General features: G+C 61.5%; 16 protein-coding genes and 1 pseudogene. 7 read left to right on the top strand and 10 right to left on the bottom strand.

From position 1 onward, the window contains the following. Positions 1-4: 4 nt before the first annotated feature. Positions 5-1,582: a DUF1156 domain-containing protein gene (locus pbN1_RS00235; protein ID WP_210147609.1), complete on the bottom strand. Its 1,578-nt coding sequence runs from the start codon at positions 1,580-1,582 to the stop codon at positions 5-7. 101 nt (positions 1,583-1,683) lie between these two features. Here pbN1_RS00235 and pbN1_RS00240 point away from each other — a divergent pair, with 101 nt between their 5' ends. Continuing rightward, positions 1,684-2,823: an IS630 family transposase gene (locus pbN1_RS00240; protein WP_169202411.1), complete on the top strand. Its 1,140-nt coding sequence runs from the start codon at positions 1,684-1,686 to the stop codon at positions 2,821-2,823. Positions 2,824-3,911: 1,088 nt separating this feature from the next. On the opposite strand, the pseudogene pbN1_RS20620 reads toward pbN1_RS00240, so the two are convergent. The 4 genes and pseudogenes from pbN1_RS20620 to pbN1_RS00260 all read right to left on the bottom strand — a co-directional run. Beyond that, positions 3,912-4,163 (bottom strand): annotated as a pseudogene (locus tag pbN1_RS20620) (DUF1156 domain-containing protein); the annotation flags it as partial. Next, the gene (locus tag pbN1_RS00250; protein WP_169202391.1) at positions 4,160-4,438 is read right to left on the bottom strand and encodes a hypothetical protein; all 279 of its coding nucleotides are present in this window, start codon (positions 4,436-4,438) and stop codon (positions 4,160-4,162) included. The pseudogene pbN1_RS20620 and the gene pbN1_RS00250, both read right to left, overlap by 4 nt. Beyond that, positions 4,432-7,977 carry a helicase-related protein gene (locus pbN1_RS00255; protein WP_169202390.1) on the bottom strand — a complete coding sequence of 1,182 codons (3,546 nt, stop codon included), beginning with the start codon at positions 7,975-7,977 and terminating at the stop codon, positions 4,432-4,434. The genes pbN1_RS00250 and pbN1_RS00255 overlap by 7 nt, the downstream gene beginning before the upstream one ends. A 3-nt stretch (positions 7,978-7,980) precedes the next feature. Next, a complete protein-coding gene (locus tag pbN1_RS00260) occupies positions 7,981-8,874 on the bottom strand; it encodes a WYL domain-containing protein (RefSeq protein ID WP_169202389.1) in 894 nt (297 codons plus the stop codon). A gap of 188 nt (positions 8,875-9,062) precedes the next feature. Between pbN1_RS00260 and pbN1_RS00265 the strand changes: the two genes are divergently transcribed. From pbN1_RS00265 to pbN1_RS00290, 6 genes are all read left to right on the top strand, one after another. Further along, positions 9,063-10,013, top strand: coding sequence for a CBASS oligonucleotide cyclase (locus tag pbN1_RS00265; RefSeq protein ID WP_169202388.1), 951 nt, complete (start codon positions 9,063-9,065; stop codon positions 10,011-10,013). Then, positions 10,010-10,504: an HORMA-1 domain-containing protein gene (locus pbN1_RS00270; protein WP_169202387.1), complete on the top strand. Its 495-nt coding sequence runs from the start codon at positions 10,010-10,012 to the stop codon at positions 10,502-10,504. Before pbN1_RS00265 ends, pbN1_RS00270 begins: the two co-directional genes overlap by 4 nt. Continuing rightward, positions 10,501-11,397, top strand: a complete 897-nt coding sequence (locus tag pbN1_RS00275) for an AAA family ATPase (RefSeq protein ID WP_169202386.1) — start codon at positions 10,501-10,503, stop codon at positions 11,395-11,397. The genes pbN1_RS00270 and pbN1_RS00275 overlap by 4 nt, the downstream gene beginning before the upstream one ends. After that, positions 11,397-12,560, top strand: a complete 1,164-nt coding sequence (locus tag pbN1_RS00280) for a hypothetical protein (protein WP_169202385.1) — start codon at positions 11,397-11,399, stop codon at positions 12,558-12,560. Before pbN1_RS00275 ends, pbN1_RS00280 begins: the two co-directional genes overlap by 1 nt. Next, the gene (locus pbN1_RS00285; protein WP_169202384.1) at positions 12,557-13,111 is read left to right on the top strand and encodes a 3'-5' exonuclease; all 555 of its coding nucleotides are present in this window, start codon (positions 12,557-12,559) and stop codon (positions 13,109-13,111) included. The genes pbN1_RS00280 and pbN1_RS00285 overlap by 4 nt, the downstream gene beginning before the upstream one ends. 553 nt (positions 13,112-13,664) lie before the next feature. After that, entirely contained in the window at positions 13,665-13,988 is a 324-nt protein-coding gene (locus tag pbN1_RS00290) for a TrfB-related DNA-binding protein (RefSeq protein ID WP_169202383.1), read from the top strand. A 55-nt stretch (positions 13,989-14,043) separates the two neighbouring features. On the opposite strand, the gene pbN1_RS00295 is transcribed toward pbN1_RS00290, so the two are convergent. The 5 genes from pbN1_RS00295 to pbN1_RS00315 form a co-directional block, all read right to left on the bottom strand. Continuing rightward, the gene (locus pbN1_RS00295) at positions 14,044-16,332 is read right to left on the bottom strand and encodes an SNF2-related protein (protein ID WP_169202382.1); all 2,289 of its coding nucleotides are present in this window, start codon (positions 16,330-16,332) and stop codon (positions 14,044-14,046) included. A gap of 110 nt (positions 16,333-16,442) precedes the next feature. After that, entirely contained in the window at positions 16,443-17,405 is a 963-nt protein-coding gene (locus tag pbN1_RS00300; RefSeq protein ID WP_210147610.1) for a hypothetical protein, read from the bottom strand. Between the two features lie 258 nt (positions 17,406-17,663). After that, positions 17,664-17,999 (bottom strand): hypothetical protein, encoded by a 336-nt coding sequence (locus pbN1_RS00305; protein WP_169202381.1) that lies wholly within the window; start codon positions 17,997-17,999, stop codon positions 17,664-17,666. Between the two features lie 86 nt (positions 18,000-18,085). Next, entirely contained in the window at positions 18,086-18,730 is a 645-nt protein-coding gene (locus tag pbN1_RS00310) for a hypothetical protein (RefSeq protein WP_169202380.1), read from the bottom strand. Positions 18,731-18,900: 170 nt separating this feature from the next. Then, positions 18,901-20,004: a DUF6094 domain-containing protein gene (locus pbN1_RS00315; RefSeq protein ID WP_169202379.1), complete on the bottom strand. Its 1,104-nt coding sequence runs from the start codon at positions 20,002-20,004 to the stop codon at positions 18,901-18,903. Positions 20,005-20,142 lie beyond the last annotated feature (138 nt).

Consider the following 20,142-nt stretch of genomic DNA (forward strand, 5'->3'; position numbering starts at 1 on the left):
GGTCTCAAATGTCCAGACGCGCCTGTGAGCCAACGATGCCCGCGTCAGCAGCCGCTTGTTCGATGCTCGACCATGCGCCGACCAGTTCGTTGTAGGCGCGTGCTTCTTCGGCCCAGCCTTTGCGTTCGCAAAGTGTGTACAGGCGATAGGCCAGCGCGCGCATCGGTTCAGCCCGTGCTGGCATGCGCGCGAGCAGCGCGCCAGCGGCCGATTCGCCGTCCTGGTTGAGGGCACGGATCAGGTGGTGCAGGGCTTCCCAGATCGGCGTGCGGGTGTCGGTCTCGGGCGACCAGTCCTTGGGGAGTTCAGCCCAACGCAGCAGGCGCAGCTTGCCAGCACCACTCTCTACGACGCCGGAATCTTGCAGGCTACCGACGCTGGTGCCCTTGGCGCGAGCCAGCACATCGGCATCGCCGAACTTGCCCACGGCCCAGCCTTGCCCCTCGAACCAGTGCAAGCAGAACTGGGTGTCGTGGTCGAAATCGTCCTCGCTCAGGAAGCGGTTGATGAGTTGCAACGCGGTGCGCACGCTCATCGGCGTGCCGTCGGCTTCGAGCACCGCCGCGTACTGGCTGAAGATGGCCATGCCGGGTCCGATGATGGCCTGGCTCAGGTCGACCGGGGCCACGGGACTGTTGACACCATCGCTGGTCATATCAAGGAGCGCCGCAGGCAGGACAGCGTTCAACTCTCGGATGAATTGGCGCCGACTTATCGCGGGAGCGTCAGCAGCACGCTGCCGACAAACAAGCACTATGCTGGACGCAAGTGCGTTGTTCCCAACTCCAACCTGCCGATTGTCGCCCTCAGTGCGCATCGGCCATGTGCCAGTGATCGCAAAACCGGCTTGAAGAACAGCCTGGAGGAAAGTTTCCCAGCCGGTGCTGTGGGTACCGGACTCATCGTCAGTTTCGGCCTGCTTGTATGCATAGTAGATCGTTACTGGATATGCAGGATGGGATCGCTTAACAAGGTTAGCAATCGCACTCCCCATACCGTCTAGGAAAAACGCCTCCGCCGCCTCTTTGCCGCCATGCCGATAGGGGCTCGCCACCAATTCCTCTTCTTTGGGTACGGCCAGCGTTGCGAAAAGGTCAGGAAACACGGAGCGCAGTGACCTCCGCAACCAGACATAAAAGAAGTCCGAGAGGTCCGCGTAACCGATATTGGCGAAATACGGAGGATCTGTACTTACGACCACCGATGACGGGCCGCCGTCAAGAGCGTCTGAGGACGCGGCGCTGCTTTGCGTCGCTACGCCTGGTGACACGCAATTGAGGGCAGTCTCCAGAACGTTTGCGACGACGCTGATGCATCCCCCAAAGCCCGAGCTGGACTTCGCGAGCGGCGAACCCTCGGCATAGTCCCAAGACATCTGGACTGCCTGCTTTGGCATTCCGGAGCGCATGGCATTGTCTTTCGGTCGCCAAGTTGCGAGCGAGCAACCATAGTCGGCAAGCCGACTGACCGCGCAAGCGAGGTAGACACCGACCGCCTGGGCATACGCCATTGCTCCAGAGCCGCCTGCATCGAGGCTGTGACTATCGTCGGACCAGCCAGCTTTCTTGGCATCAGCCAGCACGTGCGCAACCGCCTCGGTTACTAGTATATCGTTCCGATAATATATTTACAAAATGACCGGCAAGCGCCATGCTTCCTGCGGCTATCGGACAGGAGGCGATCGTGGGGCGGAAAAGCGGACGAGCGGCGTTGGTGCTGTCGGAGGAGCAGCGGGCGATGTTGTCTGAACTGGCGGGGTCGCGGACGGCGCCGGTGCGAGAGGCTGAGCGGGCCGGGGTGTTGCTCCGCTATGCGCAGGGCGCGTCGATCAGCGAGATTCAGCGACAGTTGGGCGTAAGTCGGCCGATGATTTACAAGTGCATCGACAAGGCTCTGGCGGCAGGCGTTCAAGTCGGTCTGAAGGACGCCTATCACCGCCCGTTTGCGCCCGAGATCACCGAGGAGGCGAAGGCCTGGGTGGTGAGCGTAGCGTGTGCTAAACCGAAGGAAGTCGGTTTGGCTGCGGAACTGTGGAGCATCTCGGCGCTGGCGAGCTATGTCGCCGCGCATGCCGAAGAGGCGGGTTTTCCGCGTCTTGCCGCTGCCGGCAAGAGCACGGTCTGGCGCATTCTCAACGAGCACCAACTCAAGCCGCACAAGATCAGCTACTACCTTGAGAAACGGGATCCCCATTTCGACCGAAAGATGCATGAGGTCCTGATGGTCTACCGGGACGTTTCGCTCTACACCGAAGGCGCCGTTCATGATGGGCGGCCGAATCCCATTTACACCGTCAGCGTCGATGAAAAGCCGGGGGTGCAAGCAATCGGCCTGACGGCCCCGGATTTGCCGCCGGTCCCGGGCAAGGCGCCAGCGGTTGGCCGGGATTATGAGTACGTCCGCCATGGAACCGTGTCGATCCTGGCCGGCATCGATTTGCACTCCGGCCATGTGTTTGCCCAGATCGAAGACCGGCACCGCAGCCGGGAATTCATCGCCCTGCTCAAATCGATCGATGCTTACTATCCGCCGGCGGCCATCATTCGCATCGTCCTCGACAACCATTCCTCCCACATCTCTCGCGAGACAATGGCATACCTCGCCTCGCGGCCTGGACGCTTCGAATACGTTCACACCCCCAAGCATGGTTCCTGGCTCAACCTGATCGAATGCGCCTTCTCGAAAATGGCGCGCACCTTCCTCCGCCACATCCGCGTCGCCTCCGTCGACGAACTCAAGGCACGCATCGCGATGGGCATCGACGAAATGAACGCGACCCCCGTCGTCTTCCGATGGAAGAAATTCGACTTGGAGGTCGCGTGATTTGTAAGCATATTTCTGGAACGAACTACTAGGTCGGCGAAGCAAGTCAGCGCGACAAGTTGGCGTGGGGTGAATAGATCACCCCATTGCGTCAAGCCGTACGGCACGCACGTGCCCCCCGTAAGGCGAGCAGGAACCTCCCCGACAGGGCGCCACGCCGGAACTGCGCTTCGCGCAATTGCTTCGTGATCAGACGTCGGTGGCAGGTATACGCGACCACGACTGCCTTCAGCCACGATGGCCATTAGGCGCGCGCTCATACGACCGGCTTGGCCCTCGGCCTTAATGTAGTCACCAGAAATTGGCGTTCCAGACGCGCCAGATAGCAAACATATGAAATTGGAGCTGCGCCCGTTGGCCTTGGTACCATTTCCCGCGCCTTCTGGGGGCTCACCGACCTTGACCGTAAACCGGTAGCTATCACCATCGACGATGGGCTGCACATAAACCTGCTTACCGGCCTTGCTTGACAGCACAAAGGTCGACACAAGCGGCACATCAGCATGACTGAATGCGGGGTTGGGGCTTTTCACCGTACGCGCCCATAGCCAGGCGATCACAGTGAGTTTGTCGCCGACATAGGGTTTGAGGTCCGGACGGTCCTCGGCCATCGCCGCCGTGACTTCTATTGGGGGGTACAGATGGCCGATACGCGATTTAGCCTCGGCGCGCATCCAAGCCCCGTAGCGCCTCACGCTCTCCGCAAGGCCTCTTGCGCCGGACCAGTCCTCGTGCAATTTTCCCTGTCGCTGGCCATCTAGCACCGACCCAACTGGCAGGCGACCGACGAACTTGGGCGGGATTTGTACCATTGCCTTGTTGATCGTCACAGCAACTGGATTCAAGTCAGACGCATAGCTTTCCAACCCGAGGCGTTGCGCTTCCAAAGGCAACGCGCCGCTACCCGCGAAGGGGTCGTAGAAGGCGGGAAGTCGTTCAGGGTTGAAGAGTTCGGCGGCTTCTGGATGCCCCTTGTTGAGTTCGCACGTCTCGCGCCAGCTTCGCCAAATCTCGGCGCTCGCAGCTTGGAGTACGGTCTCGTTGTTGGTGTTTTCCCAAAGCACGAGGTCTTCGATGATCTTGAAAAGGCGCTCGCGCTCGATTGCCGCCTTTTCCTTGTTAACGCCGTAACGAAAGCCTCCGCCCTGTTGGTATCCAGGATCGTTGACCATTTGAGCAAATACAACTGCGCGAGCAACAGCCACAGGCCGCTGGGCCCACCACTTGTGTAGCGTTGTGGGGTAACCGCCTGGGGCCTTTCTCTTACGAAGTGCCGCCTCAGTGTTTATTTTGTCGAGCGGGAGCGCAACCTCGATGAGCTTCTTCGGCGACTTGATCATTCAATGATTCCTGCTGCGCGGTAGGCCCGCTCCATTTCGTCCTTGGGTACGGTCACGGTGTCGTACTCACCGCGCCGTCCCATGCAAGCGCACCAGTCGTGCAGTGTGACCTTCTGGCGGGGCGTGAGGCTGAAGCTCTCAAAGCCGGTCTCGCCTCCCTTGGTCATGTACACGTAAACCCCCTTCTCGTCCTTGCGGATGGATAGCTCCCCCACGCCCTCGCAGGTCTTACCGCTGAACCTATCCACGCGGATGAGCTTCACTTGAATCAGCATTGCTGTACTCCTTCGGCAAACTCCGCACGAGCCAGCAACTGATCCAGGTCGAGGTTAATGCTCGTGACCGCCCAATCCGGCTCCTGGGTGAAGGGCTTCTTCACGTAGAACGGACCTTCATGAGCGTCGCCATCCACTAGCACCACGGCGAGCATAAATTTCTCCTGCTGGTTCAAGCCGTACAGCACTTCGTTACGCGTGACGGTGATCGTGGTCTGGCCTTTGGCGCGGCCCTTGACCTCGATGTGCCGCGACGGCGGAATGCGGCCGTCTACATGCCCGGGGATGCTGGTGACATCCCAGCCGCATTTCTGCGCGGACACGTCGATGACTTCATGCCCCATGGCGCGCTCGGCCGCCATGACCGCGTTCATGGCAACCTGCTCGACGCGCGTGCGCGCGTCGGCATCCGCCGACCAGCCAGGCTCGGCCTTTCGCTGCATCAGCAGACCCACGGGGATGACCACCGCGCCCCCGGCGACGACCGGTGTAGCCGACACGATGTGCCGCAGAGCTTTGAGTTCCTTCTCACGGGACTCGCGACGAGCCGTGAGGTCATCGATCGAACGGCGGACGTTGTCGAGCGTCAGCCGAACATCCTTGCCCGCCGATAGATCGTCCTGCAGCTTGATGTAACGGTCCGACCAATAGTTGATCTCCCGAACCAGGCGCTCGTGCACGGCCGCCATCGTCTTGTCGACGTGGGCCTCTCGCCGTTCGCGCACTTCGTTGAAGTGCTCGGGCACGAGGTGAGCCGATGCATGAGAGAGGGCAAGCTGCTCCAGGTCTTGGGTGATCCATGGCGCGGCAAGCACATCCTGAACCAAGGCCAGATCCGATGCGCTGATGGCATGCAGGTCCAAGTGGGGAGCCCAGCCGGCGTTGGAGGCCGAGCCCTGCAGATCGATCTCGACGAACTGCATACGCCGCGATGCTACATGCGCGAGGTCTGGCCCTTCCTTGACCGAATGGTCGATGATGAACATCACCTTGGGGCTCAGACCCAGGTCGCTAGGGTCTACGAGCACCGTGCCCTGCTTGAGCTTGTTGCGGTGCTGTTCCAGCACGAGATCGGTCACCGACTGCATGAGCGGATGTGCAGGGTGCACGAGGCTTGCCATGGGTGCGCCAACGCGACCTGCGAGTCGCACGAACTGCTTTTCGAAGCAGACGCGTTCGTAGCGGCGGAGAACAGGATCCGGATTTCGGCGGTCGCGGCCGGCGATCTGGCGGTCCCGCTCGCGCACATGGGCCGGCACGTGGGTGATCTCGTACCGTCCCTGTTCGCGTGGGCGCAGCTCGCCACCGAGCTGCTGGAAGGCCTGGTTGAAGAATGACCGGATGAAGTAGGGCTGCAGCTTGCGGGCCTCTGCCTTCTCCATTTCTTCCTTCACTGCGAATAGTCGCTTCTCATCCATCACCTCTTCGCACAAGGCGTTGCGCTTGATGATGGTTTCCAGATGCTGGGTGTCGAGCGCCCCCTCCACCTTGCGATGAAGCCGGGCCCGAATCTCGGGATCGTCGCCGTAGCGAATGGCGTCGATCAGCAGGTCCTTCAGGCTGCGGTCTTCGAAGACCTCACCCAGGATGTCGAACACCCGGCCACCGAGCGCCTTGCGCTCGACTTCGAGCTTTTCGAAGAGGCGGTGAAACACGTCGCCTTCGCGGGTCTCCGACGCGACCATGTTCCAGAGGTGGCAAACCTCGGTCTGGCCGATGCGGTGGATGCGGCCGAAGCGCTGTTCAAGCCGGTTGGGGTTCCACGGCAGGTCGTAGTTGACCATCAGGTTGGCGTTCTGCAGGTTCACGCCTTCGCCGGCTGCGTCGGTGGCCAGCAGCACGCGGGCGGCCGGGTCGTTACGGAACAGCTCCTGGACCTTGCGGCGGTCTTCGCGTTTGACGCCGCCGTGGATCATGACAACCGACTCTTCGCTGCCGATCAGGCCGCGAATCTTCACCGCCAGGTAGTTGAGCGTATCGCGGTGCTCGGTGAAGATGATGAGTTTGCGCTGACGCCCTTCGGCGTCATGCATCTCGGGCGTGTTCTGCAGCAGCTTGGACAGCTCGTCCCACTTGCGGTCCTGGCCCGAGTGAACGACTTGCCGCGCCTGCTCCTCCAGCGATTCGAGGATGATGATTTCGGCTTCAAGTTCCTGGATGGTCTGCGCTGCAGTGGCTTGGTCAACGACCGCTTCCTCGAAGTTCTCGTAGTCATCGGGCGACAGTGCGTCGGCCGATTCCCAGATGTCCTCGGGGGTGCCGTTGAAGCTGATGGTCTCGGCGAGCGACTGGCCTCGGCTTCGCAGCTTCTCCTCTTCAACTCGGCGCTTGAGCTTGTTTCGGCGCCGCTTGAGCGACTGGTAGATCGCCTCCGGGCTTGAGGCCAGACGCCGCTGCAGTGCGGTCAGCGCGAAGCCGACCGTGCCTTTGCGCGCGCCGTCCTGAAGCTGGTCGGCGCGGTTCATTTCATCCTTCACGTAGCTCGTGACGGCAGCATAGAGCTCGGCTTCCAGGTCAGACAGTTTGTAGTTGGCAGTGGTAGCGCGGCGCTCGGGGAACAGCGGCGTGCCGTCGAACTTGAGGAGGTCTTCCTTGACCATGCGGCGCATCAGGTCAGTGACATCGACCTTGTGGGCGCCCGTTTTTCCGTCACCCCGGAACTTTCCATAGAAGCGGTCCGAGTCGAGCAGCGACATGAAGAGCTGGAAGTCCTCTTCCTTGCCGTTGTGCGGCGTAGCCGTCATCAGCAAGAAGTGCCGCGTGATCGAGCCCAGCAGCTCGCCAAGCAGAAAGCGCTTGGTCTTGTTGATCTTGTTGCCGAAGTAGTTGGCCGAGAGCTTGTGGGCTTCGTCAACGACGATCAGGTCCCAATGCGACAGCTTCAGCTTCTCCTGCAGGTCTTCGTTGCGAGAGAGTTGATCGACACGCGCCACCATCAGGTCGATGTCGTCGAAGGGGTTGCCGCTGCGTGACTGCTCGACCTGCTCGCGCGAGAACAGAGTGAAGGTCAGGCCGAACTTCTCGAACATTTCGTCCTGCCACTGCTCGACCAGGCTGCCGGGGGCGACGATGAGCACGCGTTTGGCGTCTGCGCGCATCAACAGCTCGCGGATTAGCAGGCCGGCCATGATGGTCTTGCCGGCGCCGGGGTCGTCGGCCAGCACGTAACGCAACGGCTGGCGCGGCAACATGGACTCGTAGACGGCGGTGATCTGGTGCGGCAGCGGTTCGACGTTGGAGGTGTGCACGGCCATCATCGGATCGAACAAGTGCGCGAGGTTGATGCGGTAAGCCTCCACGGCCAGCTTGAAGTCTTCGCCGGGCGCGTCGAAGGCCCAAGGGCGGCCAACCTCCGCTAACGACAGGTTGGCCTCGTCCGCACGGAACAGCATGCGTTCCTGCAGGCGCCCGTCGGATGTCTTGTAGTAGACGGTGACCGCATCAGGGCCCACGGGCTCGGTGGTGACGATGCGGACGACCTGGCCAGGCTCGATGCCGCCGATTGCCGCGTTCCTCTTGATGGATTCGAGCTTCAGCACGGGTCAGGCTCCTTCGTCTTCGGGCTTGTAGCCGGGCGCAAGCACCAAGTTCGCCACGCCGTACAGGGCCTGCCGGTTCTTCAGCCAGAGATGGTTTTCACCGCCCTTGAGGCTGTGGTCGGGTGTGCAGTCGACATTCCATCGCCGGAGCATGTAGCCCACGAGGGCTGCGCGAACTCGGGTCACCAGCTTGCCATCGGACATGCCGTATTCGGTCTCGATCGTGTCGGGGTTGCGCATGTTGGCCGGGTGCGGCACGAGTTCCAGCTCGACAATTCGGTTCCATTGGATGTCTTGATCCGGCCGTTCCGCATCCGCGATCGGACCATCGACGAAATGGGCATCGGTGATGCGGGCCAGAACGAAGTCACGGAACTCCTGGGATCGACGGTCGTAAGCACGCACGTGCCAGCGGCTGCCGCTGTCGGCCAATGCGAAGGGCACGATCTCACGCGTTGTCAGCCCACTGGTAAGGGCTCGATAGGTGATCTGCACCGCCATCTTCCGGTGGACCGCCCGCGTGATGACGGACAGCGTTTCCAGGTCGGGCTGACTGATCTCTGTCGCGGCTTCGGTCGCAATCAGCGGCCGATGGCGTACAGGCTCGTTGTCGCCGTACCCCTGGGTCAACCAGGTTAGGACCCGCGCGGTGCTGAAGTCGAACAGTGGCCGGAACCACTCGGTGCGGACATACACCTTGCTCTTGCTGTCGTAGTCGATGTTGCCTGGCACTAACTCTTTGTAAGTAGCCAGATCACGCGTCGCGGCAGCTGCCTGGATGCTGAAGCGAGTAAACAAGTCCTGGCGCCGAACCTCCCCTAGGAAACGGACGCGCAGCTCTATAAACGCGAGGCGGTCGCGCTGGGGTTGGGTGAGGTCTTCTGGTTCTGTGGCCATGTCTTCAGCTTGGCTGTCTTTGCCGCGGATAGATCCGTCGGACCACGAGCATCATACCGGCTAATAAAAAGTTTCGATACGCCTCTTTTTGATGCTATAGTCAGCCTTATGTTGATCTCAACATGGCTCGTCGATGTCAACTTTCCCGCCGCCGAGCCAGCGCAGTCGTCGCCACTCGAGTGAGAGCCATGCCGCTAACCGATACCCAGCTTAGTTACTACGACAGCAACATCCTTCGCTTGCCGGCCGACAAGCGCAAGGAATACCACGCTCAGGTTGACAGGCTAGTTGTTGAACTGAGCACGAGCGTTCGCGACAAGACTGAAATCAAGATCACCAAGGTGATCAAGGCCGGCTCGTTCGCCAAATTCACGATCCTGCGCAAGACCTCGGTGGACCCGGTTGACGTGGATGTTGTCTTCTACGTCTCCGGGCGCAACGTCGAGCAGGAAACCCTCGCGAGTCTGACCGACACGATCTACGACCTGCTCATCAAGATTTACCCGAACAAGGATGTTGAGCACTTCCAGATTCAGCGAAAAGCGGCAACGGTCGCGTTTGTCGGCTCGGGCCTGAGCGTCGACATCGTTCCCGTGATCGAGGACGCCGCGCGGCCCAACTACGGCTGGCAGTTCGATATCCAGAATGGGTCGAAAGTGCAGACCTGCGCGCCGTGTCAAATTCAGTTTGTGCGCGACCGGAAGGCCGCCGACAAGGACTTCCGGACGCTCGTCCGGCTCGCAAAGCGCTGGCGAAACCAAGCGGAACTGAAGCCGCTTAAGTCGTTCATGATCGAACTAATCATGGCCTACGTTCTGGACACGCAAGGGTCTGGCGGGTCAATCGAGCAGCGCTTCCGCCGATTCCTCCACTACGTCGCGCAGTCGGGATTGAAGGAGGTCATCTCGTTCCCCGAGAACACGACGCCGATCGGTTCTTTCTCGGATCCAGTAGTCATCATCGATCCCGTCTGCTGCCGCAACAACGTTGCGGCTCGCATTACTGAAGCGGAGCGCAAGGAAATCGTGACCGCGGCGACCGAAGCGTGGGAGACAGCGCACTTCGCGTCGGCCGAGGATGACATTGACGCCTGGAAGGAGGTGTTCGGCCCCCGGTTCAAAGTGGAGGATGACGAATGACTTACACGGCATCCGACACCTATACATACACGGACACGGACATCGAGAAGGTAATGCGGCGATTTACCGCCGACATCGTAATGATCGCCCAAAGCACCGGTGCGATCACGGAGGCCAAAGCGCGCGAGTACGCCCACGACATGGAGACGCTCGCGAAGAATGGCTACCTGAAGAAGGTGGACTTGACGCTGCTCAGCGGCATCAATGAAGTTCGCGCCACCCAATACACCGTCAACACTGTGGGCAGCGATCTCACGTCGAGTAGACCGGGTGGCGTGATGTGGCCGCGCGTGCCTAGCCCAGACCTGCGCGTCATAGTCTTCCACACCGACGCCTACGATGCGGTGGCAAGGGAAGTGATGAAGCCGAAGCTGAAGATCGGATGGACCCCCACGAGGGCCGACACGAGCCACTCCGGGCTTACCAACGGCGTGGGCCGCGACTATGCAAGTAACGGTTGGGGCCTGCAGCGAAAGGACTTTGGACAGTGAATCAACCCAAGATATTCGACAGCGAAACGGCCCTCCCCGACGAACAACTGACGCGCAAGGAGAAGACGCTTCTCGGATTTGATGTGCGGTATGGTCGTGTACGGGACCAACTGCGGCTTCTGCTCAACATCGGCGAGCTCAAGACCTGGAACCAGAAGCACCACGGCGGCAAGCTTGCACTATGTGACCTTGTCGCCGAGCAATATCCGTTCATCATTTTCCATGGTGATGTTGGCACAGGAAAGACGGCCACGGCCGAGTGCATTGCGAACAGGCTGGTAACGGAAGCCAAAGCCGAGGACTCGGTTCTGTTTAAATTGAGCAATCGAGTTCGCGGATCGGGCAAGGTCGGCGAGATGGGAACGCTAATCGCCGACGCGTTCCAGAAGGTTATCCAGGCCGCCGGCAAAGGCCGGCGCGCGATCCTGATTATTGACGAGGGTGACTCCCTCGCTGCCGCACGTTCCCAGGATCACAGCCACCATGAAGACAAGGTGGCTGTTAACACGCTTATCCAGGGCATTGATGACCTCCGCCGCTTTGGTGGCCGCGTTGTTGTGGTGCTATGCACCAATCGCGTTACCGTGCTCGACCCGGCCCTTCAGAGGCGGGCAGCAATGATCGAGGAGTTCAAGCGCCCTTCCATGGAAGAGCGTCGGCAGCTCTTTACGACAGACCTGGCCGCACTCCATCCGACAGAGCCGCAGCTTGCAAGCTTGGTCACCGCAACGGATGCTCGTAACGGCCTGCCCGGCTGGACCTATTCCGATATCCGTACACGCTTGTACCCCGCCGCGCTCGCGCTGGCATTCCCAGATTCACCACTTCGGGTCGACCATCTCGTGACAGTTGCTGGCTCGATGAAGCCCTCGCCTGTTGTGGAGGATCGTTGATGCCGAAGTCTGCGCTGTTCGGTCGCCGGATTCACATCGCCGGCAGCATTTCCACTGAACTCTCGGTGGCGCCGGCTGCGGAAGTTGCAGGGGCCCGTGAACTGGTGAAGGGATTGGTCGTCGAGCTGATCAAGCGCGGGGCTACATTCGTGCTGCCGGTCGATGCTGAAAAGTTGCGAGCTGCTGACAATCTACCCATTTGCTTCGACTGGTTAATCTGGCAGACACTTCGCGAGAATCTTGTGCGTCGACCCGCCGGAGCGGAAACCCCCCTCGTCGTGGCGGTACAGCACCACAAGACCGAAGATCAGATCCCAGCGGAGGTTGAGGCGCTGTGGGATGAATTGCGGACCTCGGACTTGGTTCAGATCGAGAACGTCTCGCACTGGAACATGAACAGTAAGCGGATGGAAGCTCAAGCGCGATACGGGGACATTCTCGTAGCGCTCGGCGGCTCCGAAGGCGTCATGTTCCTCGCCAACCTTTACCACGATGCCGGCAAGCCGGTGGTTCCGCTGAACCTGCCCATTACTGCTCCGGATACGGGGGCACGTCGGCTCTTCAATCTTGGGCTGACCAGTACTCAAGCGCAGCGCCTGTTCCATACAACGGACCAAAGCACCCACGCGTGGATTAATCGAATCAACTTCGCACGTCGAGTTTCAGTAGCTGATCGTGTCGTCGGAATCGTCGAACTGTTGGAGGCGCTGGAGAAGCCGAAGGCGTTCGTCGTTCGACTTCTCAATGCAAGCCATTCAGACTATCCGGACGTACAAAATTTCTTTGATACGGTGGTACAACCCGTGGTCGAAGGGGAACTCGGATATAAGCTGGTCGTCGTAGATGGCCGCCAAACTTACGAGCATGCGCGAATCGACCAGGAAATCTTCGTCAAGCTCCATCGCAGTAGCGTAGTCTTGGCCGACATTACGGGGATGCGCCCGAATTGTTTTCTTGAGCTTGGCTACGCTCTCGGCAGGGGCTTGCCCACGATGGTCATGATCAAGGACGGTAGCGAGCACCCATTCGACATCTACACCATTGCCGGTCTTCACTGGAAAACGAGTGGCTCGGCGGATGAACGCCGCCGCGCCTTTCGTGAGCATTGGGCTGCTATCCGCAACAGGCCGGCACTCGTTCCTACGGAACCCCTAATCTCATGAGCTACAAGCGCGAAGTGTTCGTCTCAGTTGACGTGGAGACATCAGGGCCAATTCCGGGCGAATACAGTTTGCTATCAATTGGCGCTTGTGACGTGGACGACGAAAGCCGGACCTTCGCCTGCGAAATCAAGCCCCTCAATCGAAATGCGGACCCCAAAGCCTTGGAGGTCACCGGCTTGTCGTTGGATGAACTCGACCGCATGGGACTCACGCCGGAAGATGCGATGAAGCGCCTTCGAGAGTGGCTTGGTGGCCTTGTCAGTGCAGATGACTTGCTCGTCTTCGTTGGATTCAACGCGCCATTCGACTGGTCGTTCGTCAACTACTACTTCCATCGCTTTGTTGGCGCCAATCCGTTTGGCTTTTCCGCACTGGACATTAAGGCGTACTACATGGGTGCGACGGGGTGTCGATGGGCCGATACTCGGTCCAGTCGCATCGCAGCTGAGGTTCACCCCACAAGCCGGGGTAACCATAAAGCACTTGACGACGCCATGTATCAAGCGGAGTTGTTCCGGTTGATCAGGCGACGCGCTGGCACGAAAGAGTGAGGTGCTTGGAGCGGCCCCGTTTGATGGACGCCAAGAATGGCGCTGCGGCAGCAAGTTATCCACGGTCGCGCGCGGCGGTGGGTAACTTGTGGTGCCTCCCTGTTGTGATTTCTGCTGTTTGATCGCCCATCATCATTCCGGCGTTTCGTAGCCGAGTGCGCTGTGTCGCCGAATAGCGGACAACCGCATGGCCTGACTGTCACCACTGGACCGTCTCCTGCGACCGATTACATGCCGGCCGGCTGGCAGTTTCCGATTCGCGGCTCAACACTCGAAGCTGACGGACATCAGCTCGAAAGTCAGACGTCGCTTCAGGTGCGTTATCCCCCTTGCATGGCAACATGCTGTCCGACCGCCGGCGCTAGACGGTCGCGTACGGTTGAACAGCCGGCGATCGAGGCAAGTGTCGTAAGAGGCCGTTTATCGGGCAGAATCACGGCCTCCTGGCTGATCGTACACACCGCGGGCACCTTCCTTCCGGTTCACTTCCCGACGACCCGAACCATTGAGATGGTCATTTCTCCCCAAGACTGTGCCGAAGGTGCGCCCAGCCGTGCACCGGCTGATTCCATGCCATATGATGCAATTGGGATGGCGCGACCAGAGCAGTTACCAGCGCCGTTCCCACGACGAAAATCGCTCGATGACACCAGAACAATTCGAAGCAATTGCCAGACTCGTCCGCGCACGAGAGGGGCCCGCACGATCCGCGGCGCGGCTCGTGCTCATAGACGGCATGAGGGTGAAGGCCGCCGCCGAAGCCTGTGCTTTGACGAGCCAGTCCGTCAGCAAGGCCGTGCGCCGCTTCCGGGAGGCGCATGCCCTACTCTGCGCGGCTTACCCACCACAAGCCGAGAAATCCGAACGCGAAGCTTGAACAGCTGCGGGGGCAGCGTGCGCTCCCCCCGCAAAGATGCCCCTGCTGGGGCCGGTCAGGCGATCAACTTCTTCGCTAGCGCGACCTCGATGCTGTCGCCCGACTGATTGAGGACGTCCAGCCCGGTGTCGGGCATGTCGCCCGACGTCGATTGCGCGACCGCGATCTTCTGGGCCATGAGGGCGAGGCAGGCCATCTGTGCGGTGTCTGCGTAGCCGAAGAAATGCACATCCACCGGGTGCGTCTGCCCGATTCGCCACGAGCGTCGGGAGGCCTGCTGAAGGGTGTAGACGTTGTAGCCCGACTGCATGTAGGCGATCGTCGGAAAATCCAGCAGATCCAGGCCGGTCTTGACCAGCTCCGGGTTGGTGATGAGCACATTGATGCCGCGCTCCACCTGATCGGCAACCCAGTCTTCCCGCTTCGCCGCATCCACGCTCGCGCGCAACACGGCGACCTTGAACCCATGCTGCTCGAGTTGGGCGCGGAGCCGCATCGTCGTGTCTCGCGTCCCGGTGTAAATGGAATAGACGAGCACTTTGCGGCCCCTGCCCTTCTCCCGCCGGCAGAGGTCGATCAGCGCCAGTTCCTTCGGGCTCACCTCGCCATCGCCAAAAATGGCTCGCTGGAAAGCAAGTTGTGCTCGGGTTCGAGGATGCCTTACCAACTCGTCCCGGAAACAACAATCGGGCCACGCCAGCAGCACCTGCAGGACCACGCCCAGCAAGGTCGCATCGCCACAGCGCAGCGCCTGCACCAGCTCGGCCCTGAGCACGCCCGCGAGCTTGGCATACTCCTCGCATTGCGTGTCGGTCATGTCGACGGACTCGAAAGTCTCACGATACGCCGGCAGCACATTTCCGCCGATGTCCTTCAGCTTCAGGAACACCGTGCACGGCAGGACGTAGCGCATGATGCCTTTCGGCCCGAAACCCGGTGCCTTCGCAGTACGATGGCTGATCGTCTTGCCCTTGGCGGTGCGGTGGGCGTGCGCCCCCACTTCGCGGTAGATGTCCTTCACGACACCGTGATCACGCATGAAAGCCATCGCAGCAGGCCCCAGACTGCCCCGGACGTTGGCGCGGTAACCATCATCAATCATCGCCCGCGGATTCAGGCGCCACAGCAGGTAGAAGAGATCGTCCGCGTAGCCGCCCATGAGCGTCCCGGTCAGCAGCAAGATTTTCGCGCACTTGCTGGCCAGAACAGCCATGGCCTGGCCCTGCGCGCTCCCGGCGTTCTTATACTCGTGCCCTTCGTCCACCACCAGGAAGCCGAAGTAGCCTTGCGGCAGGTAGCGTTTGATGAACTCGGTCGCCTGATAGTCGCCCTGCCCGAAGCTGAACTCCATCGCGGCCATCGCACGCTCCATCCGCGCGGCCTGCCGATCGGAGAACACGAGATCGCCCTGCTCGTCCATCAGGTTGATGAACTCGTAGAGGTTGTCCGCCAGCATGGCGCCGAGCATCTCTTCACCAAATCGGCTCACGAGACGCTCGGCGGTCTTCGCGCCGATGGTTGGGAGTTGCTGGAGCGCGTCGACCACCAGCTCACGCGGCGTCCGCTGTGGCTTGCCTTTTCGCATAAGGGTCCACAAACGGGCGCCGCATCGGCTGCAGGCGCAGCGATTTTCATCGAGCACCTGTCGCGCGCGGGGTACCGACAAGGGGATGTCGGTGCCGTCCTCAGCCTTGTTCGTCAGCCATTCCCCGCAGTCGGGGCAGCTCGCGTAGGCGTCGAGATGGCGTGCGCCGAACTCGTCGTGATAGACCGTCTTGCGGACCGCGAACGCGGGTCGCCAGTGAAAGCCCATGCGCATGCGCACGCGCCCCAGTACAAAGAATTCCGGCACCGTGGGCCGCGTGCGCATGGCACGCAAGGTGAGCAGCTTCTGCAGGGTGTCCGGCCCGTTGAGAATCCACACGCGGGCGTCCGGGGTCGTCGTCTTGATCTCCCGGCGCCACTTGTAGACCAGGTGGGGCGGCGAGAGGACGAGGGTACGGTGGTACCCGGCGTCGTGCATCAATGCAGCGGCGGCGATCGCCATGATCGTCTTCCCGGTACCCATCTCGGCGTTGAGCACGGCTGCAGGCTCCCCGGCATCGAACAGGAGGCAGGTCAAGGCCTGAACCGCTTCGCGCTGCGCTGGAAACGGCCGGCGAGCGAGCCGATCCATCAGGGCGTCCCGATACGGATCGGACTTGCCGTCGTAGATCGGCGGGTTTTGGCGACGGACGGCCGCGAGGAGGCTGTCTCCGAATTCGTCGACGAAGTCAGACAGCGCGAGGTTTGCGGGCTCCGGGGGTGCGACCGACGGAGCGCGTTGTACCTGGACAAGGTGCATGATGGTCTCCTGGAAGGAGGCGGAGACCGAACCCCGCGGGTTCGTGTCCCCGCATGGGTTGATGACAGCGCGTCGGAATGACCGATGCTGTGCCGGCCGGAAGCGCTCGGTCAGTACTCTTCGGGCAGGAGCAGCGTCGTGACACTCCGGTCCGCTTCAGTGATGATCCACAGCGTGTTTTCGCCATAGCCGGCGCAGGGTCGCGCCGGATCGATCGGATAGGCCGCGAGGATGCGCCCGTCGCCCGAACTCACCGCCTCGTCATTGAGCTGTCGGTCGAGACTCACACCCCAGTCACCACGGGTATAAGCAGCAAGGCACCGGTTGATCAGCCGCGGGTGCATGTCGAGGAGGTCTTCGACGCCCGGCGTCATGACCACCCTGCCCAGTTCGAACAAGGGGTCCTCAATCCGCTTTGGCGGCAAGTCGTTGGCGATCGCCGCCATGCTCAACGCAGCATCGGCGGGCAGCGCGTCAGGTTCAAGCGAGAGCACGCCCGCGCTGACGCCCATCGACACGATGTCCTCGAACCGGTCACCGAGGCTCACGCGGACGCCATCAAGCTTTCCGATGGGCGGGAATTTGAACGTACTCAGGGGAGTGCAGATGCGCGCCCCGAGGCCGTCCAGCAGTGGCTCCTGCCAGTGGTCAAGGAGCGGCAAAGGACTGAGCGCTTTGACGACGGTCCACAGGCGCAAACGCGACACCTCGACGCCATCGCTCAGCAGCCAGGCCGTGCGCCCGGCCCGGTCAGGCTGGACCAGGATCGGATCGTAGAGCCACGTATGGGTGAGCGTGCCGAAAAGGTTGCGATCCGGAAACCGGCCGGTCAGCTTCTGAATGCGGTCGGGATCGGGGACGTATGCCGTGTGACGGTGGTCGGACTCCACCATCGTGAAGCTGGCCTGTCCGCCAGTCAGCAGGCCGCCCTGGTCATGCGGCACCGAGAATGCCGACATAAACTGGAGCACCGACGTGTCACGCCCATACAGCGAGAGCAGCAGGAGCTCGGACTGCTCGCCGCGGATGCAGGCATCCGCGAACAGGTCCGAGAAAGACTCGATCGAGAACATGATGGAGACCTCCATGACAGGGAGCCGATTGCCGGATGGCGGTCGGCTCGGGTTGAAAAGAACGTGTGAATAGATCAAGAGAACCCCAGGCCCAAGGCCGTACCTGTTTCAGGGGCTGACAGGTCGCGATAGGCCGACTCCACGGAGTCGGCGTCCATCAACCGGCAATTCCATTCGCGTGAATCGCTTTTTCCAGTGTCGCTGTGGCAGGCACTCGAAAAAGGCCCCGCGCCGATGGCGCAGGGCTCGCAGGATCTTTCAATTCGAAGATAGTGCTTCGTGTAGGGCCGGCACCCAGACACGGCCGTTGTAGCTGATATAGGCAACCTGCTGATCGCAACCGTCGAGCACCTGGCCCCCTGCCCAGTTACCGGAACCGAGCGCGTGCTGGTCGATGAACGCGCGCACCCGCCGGCGTGCATCCAGGAGCGATGTGACCCGTGCAAAACGGTTTGGGATCTCCAGCAGCGGTTGGCCAGGATCCTGTCCAAGATCCGGATTGCCGCGTGTGAAAAGTGCCACCCGCAAGGCTTGAATGCGCTGCAGCGTCCACTCGTCGGCTTCCCGGTCGAATTTCATCTGTCGGATGATCATGATGAGACTCCCGTCAGGCCCGTCGGGACGCCCCTACGGGGCGGAACCCGATAGGCGTGGTTGAGATACTTGCGCCTTGAGGATGCTCAGGGGCCGATGCGTCGCACCGGCACCAGTACGAGCTGCTCGCCGGCGGCAAGCGCCGATTTCAGGGTTGGATCATTCGGGATGTGGACCGAACGAGCGCTGGCGTCGAAGAACGGCGACTGCCCGGTCAGCCGGTCGGAGAGCAGTGTCGCCAGCTCGGTGAGGGCGTCATGCACGGCGTCTTCAGGAAAGGGAGGGTGTCGCGCGACATCCGCGTGGTCGGCGCCTTCCACCATCCGGTCGGCGAGGTAGGTCAGGAGCGCGGCCGCCATCGGAAAGAGGGCTTCCTGCCAATCGACGTCGCCGTCGGCTCCTACCGGAATCTCCATCTGATCGGCACCCGCCTCGGGGAGCAGCTCGCACAAGCGGTTCAAGGCGCTCGCGAGCGCGTGATTGAAGGCGGTTCGCACCCGTTGGAGGATCGCCCAGAATGCGGCCGGCTCATCCCGCGCGCGGCATGCCAGCGGCCAGATCACCTCCGTGGTGGCGAGACCGGAGGCGTGACACAACAATCTGGTGCGTAGATAGTCCGTGCAATGGGCTCGCCACTCGGCCTCGATGGGCACACGGCGCGGCGCTTGGGTTCGGGCCGAGGCAAGCACATCGCCCTCTCGCACGAGCACCCACATAAGATCGTAATTCATGGCGGTCTCCTGACATGATAAATGGTTACGCTGGCAACAGGAAGGGATCACCCGAAGGACACTCACCTTCGGGTCACGTTACTGAGGAGGGTTGGGCGCCGATGAGCGCCGGGTCAGCGATGGCGGAAGCACTCCGCCGCAGGCGTGAAGCCGGGCCATGCGCCCTGCTTCTACTGGATGGTGACCACAGACCCCAGGCTGGGTCCCGGCGTGAAGTCGATAGCCCTGATTACGGGCACAAAGCGGTCGGTCAGGATGACGGTCTCGTTCGCGGTCCCGTCCGGGTTCTCGCCCAGTTCAACGGTGCGAACCTTGTCCTTGTAGGTATCGCCCTTGATGAGGAGGACGCGTCCGCTCGCGGAGGTGACCACGCCTTGCGCCTGGCCTGCCGCCAGTGCAAGGGCGAGATGCCAGCGCCCCATCGCTTGCAACGGTGGCCGGTGTTCGGCCTCGCCGCCACCGAAGTGGATGCCGAACTGCGGCCACAGACTGTGTGCGTACAGGCGTTGCACCTCGGCGGCGAGCTGCGCCGCGTCGATCCGCACGGCATGGAAGCGAAATACCTCCCCCGTCATCACTTCGGGCACCAGATAGGGCTCCTCGGGCCACGTTTCCGGTAGCACACGATCCAGGAAGTCGCCCTTGCCGGCCGCTCGCAACAGGGAGGAGATCGCCGGTTCGGGTCGAGCCGACCGTCGCCGCACACCGAATACGACACACTGCCTGAAATGCTGTTCGGGTGCCATGAAGAAGCGGACGCGGTCGAAGTTCCGCGCGATCGAGCTCGCGAACTCGTCATCGAGGACGTGGTACGGCACGATCAGGACCAGGATGCCGCCGTAGGCAAGGCTTGCGATCGACCTGCGGAAGAAGATCTTTTCCAGACGTTCGGCCTTCGCCCTGTCGCCCGTGTGGGCCCGGTCGGCAACGGCGTCACCGTAAGGTGGATTGAGGAACAGCACCCCCATCGTACGCGGGCTGACGACGACGTCCTGGATGTCGCTGTGGATGACGACATCGAGCAAGGCCTTTGCATGCCAGGCGCGATCGGCGTCGAACTCCACGCCGAGTGCCTGGACGGCGGCGCCGCACCCGACCAGCGCGCCCTTCAGCGCGTGCAAGGCACATCCCTCGCCACAGCACGGATCGAAAATGCGCAGATCATCCCCGGCGATATCCAGGGCGCCGATGATGCGCCCCAATGTCGCTTCGTCGGTGGGGAAGTAACCGTTCTTGATGAAGTTACGCGCCAGGCGCGGGAAGATCAGGGCCATGATGCCTCCGTGAGGGAATCGCGGGAGCATCGGGCGGGACGGGCCGACGACGACCCGCAGGGGTGGGAAGAGATGTCCCGGAGCGAAGGCTCCTGCCTGTTGCAGGGACTGACAGGCTGCCGGGCAGATTGCACCGGC

The organism is Aromatoleum bremense, from assembly GCF_017894365.1.
In the GTDB taxonomy this organism is placed as follows: domain Bacteria; phylum Pseudomonadota; class Gammaproteobacteria; order Burkholderiales; family Rhodocyclaceae; genus Aromatoleum; species Aromatoleum bremense.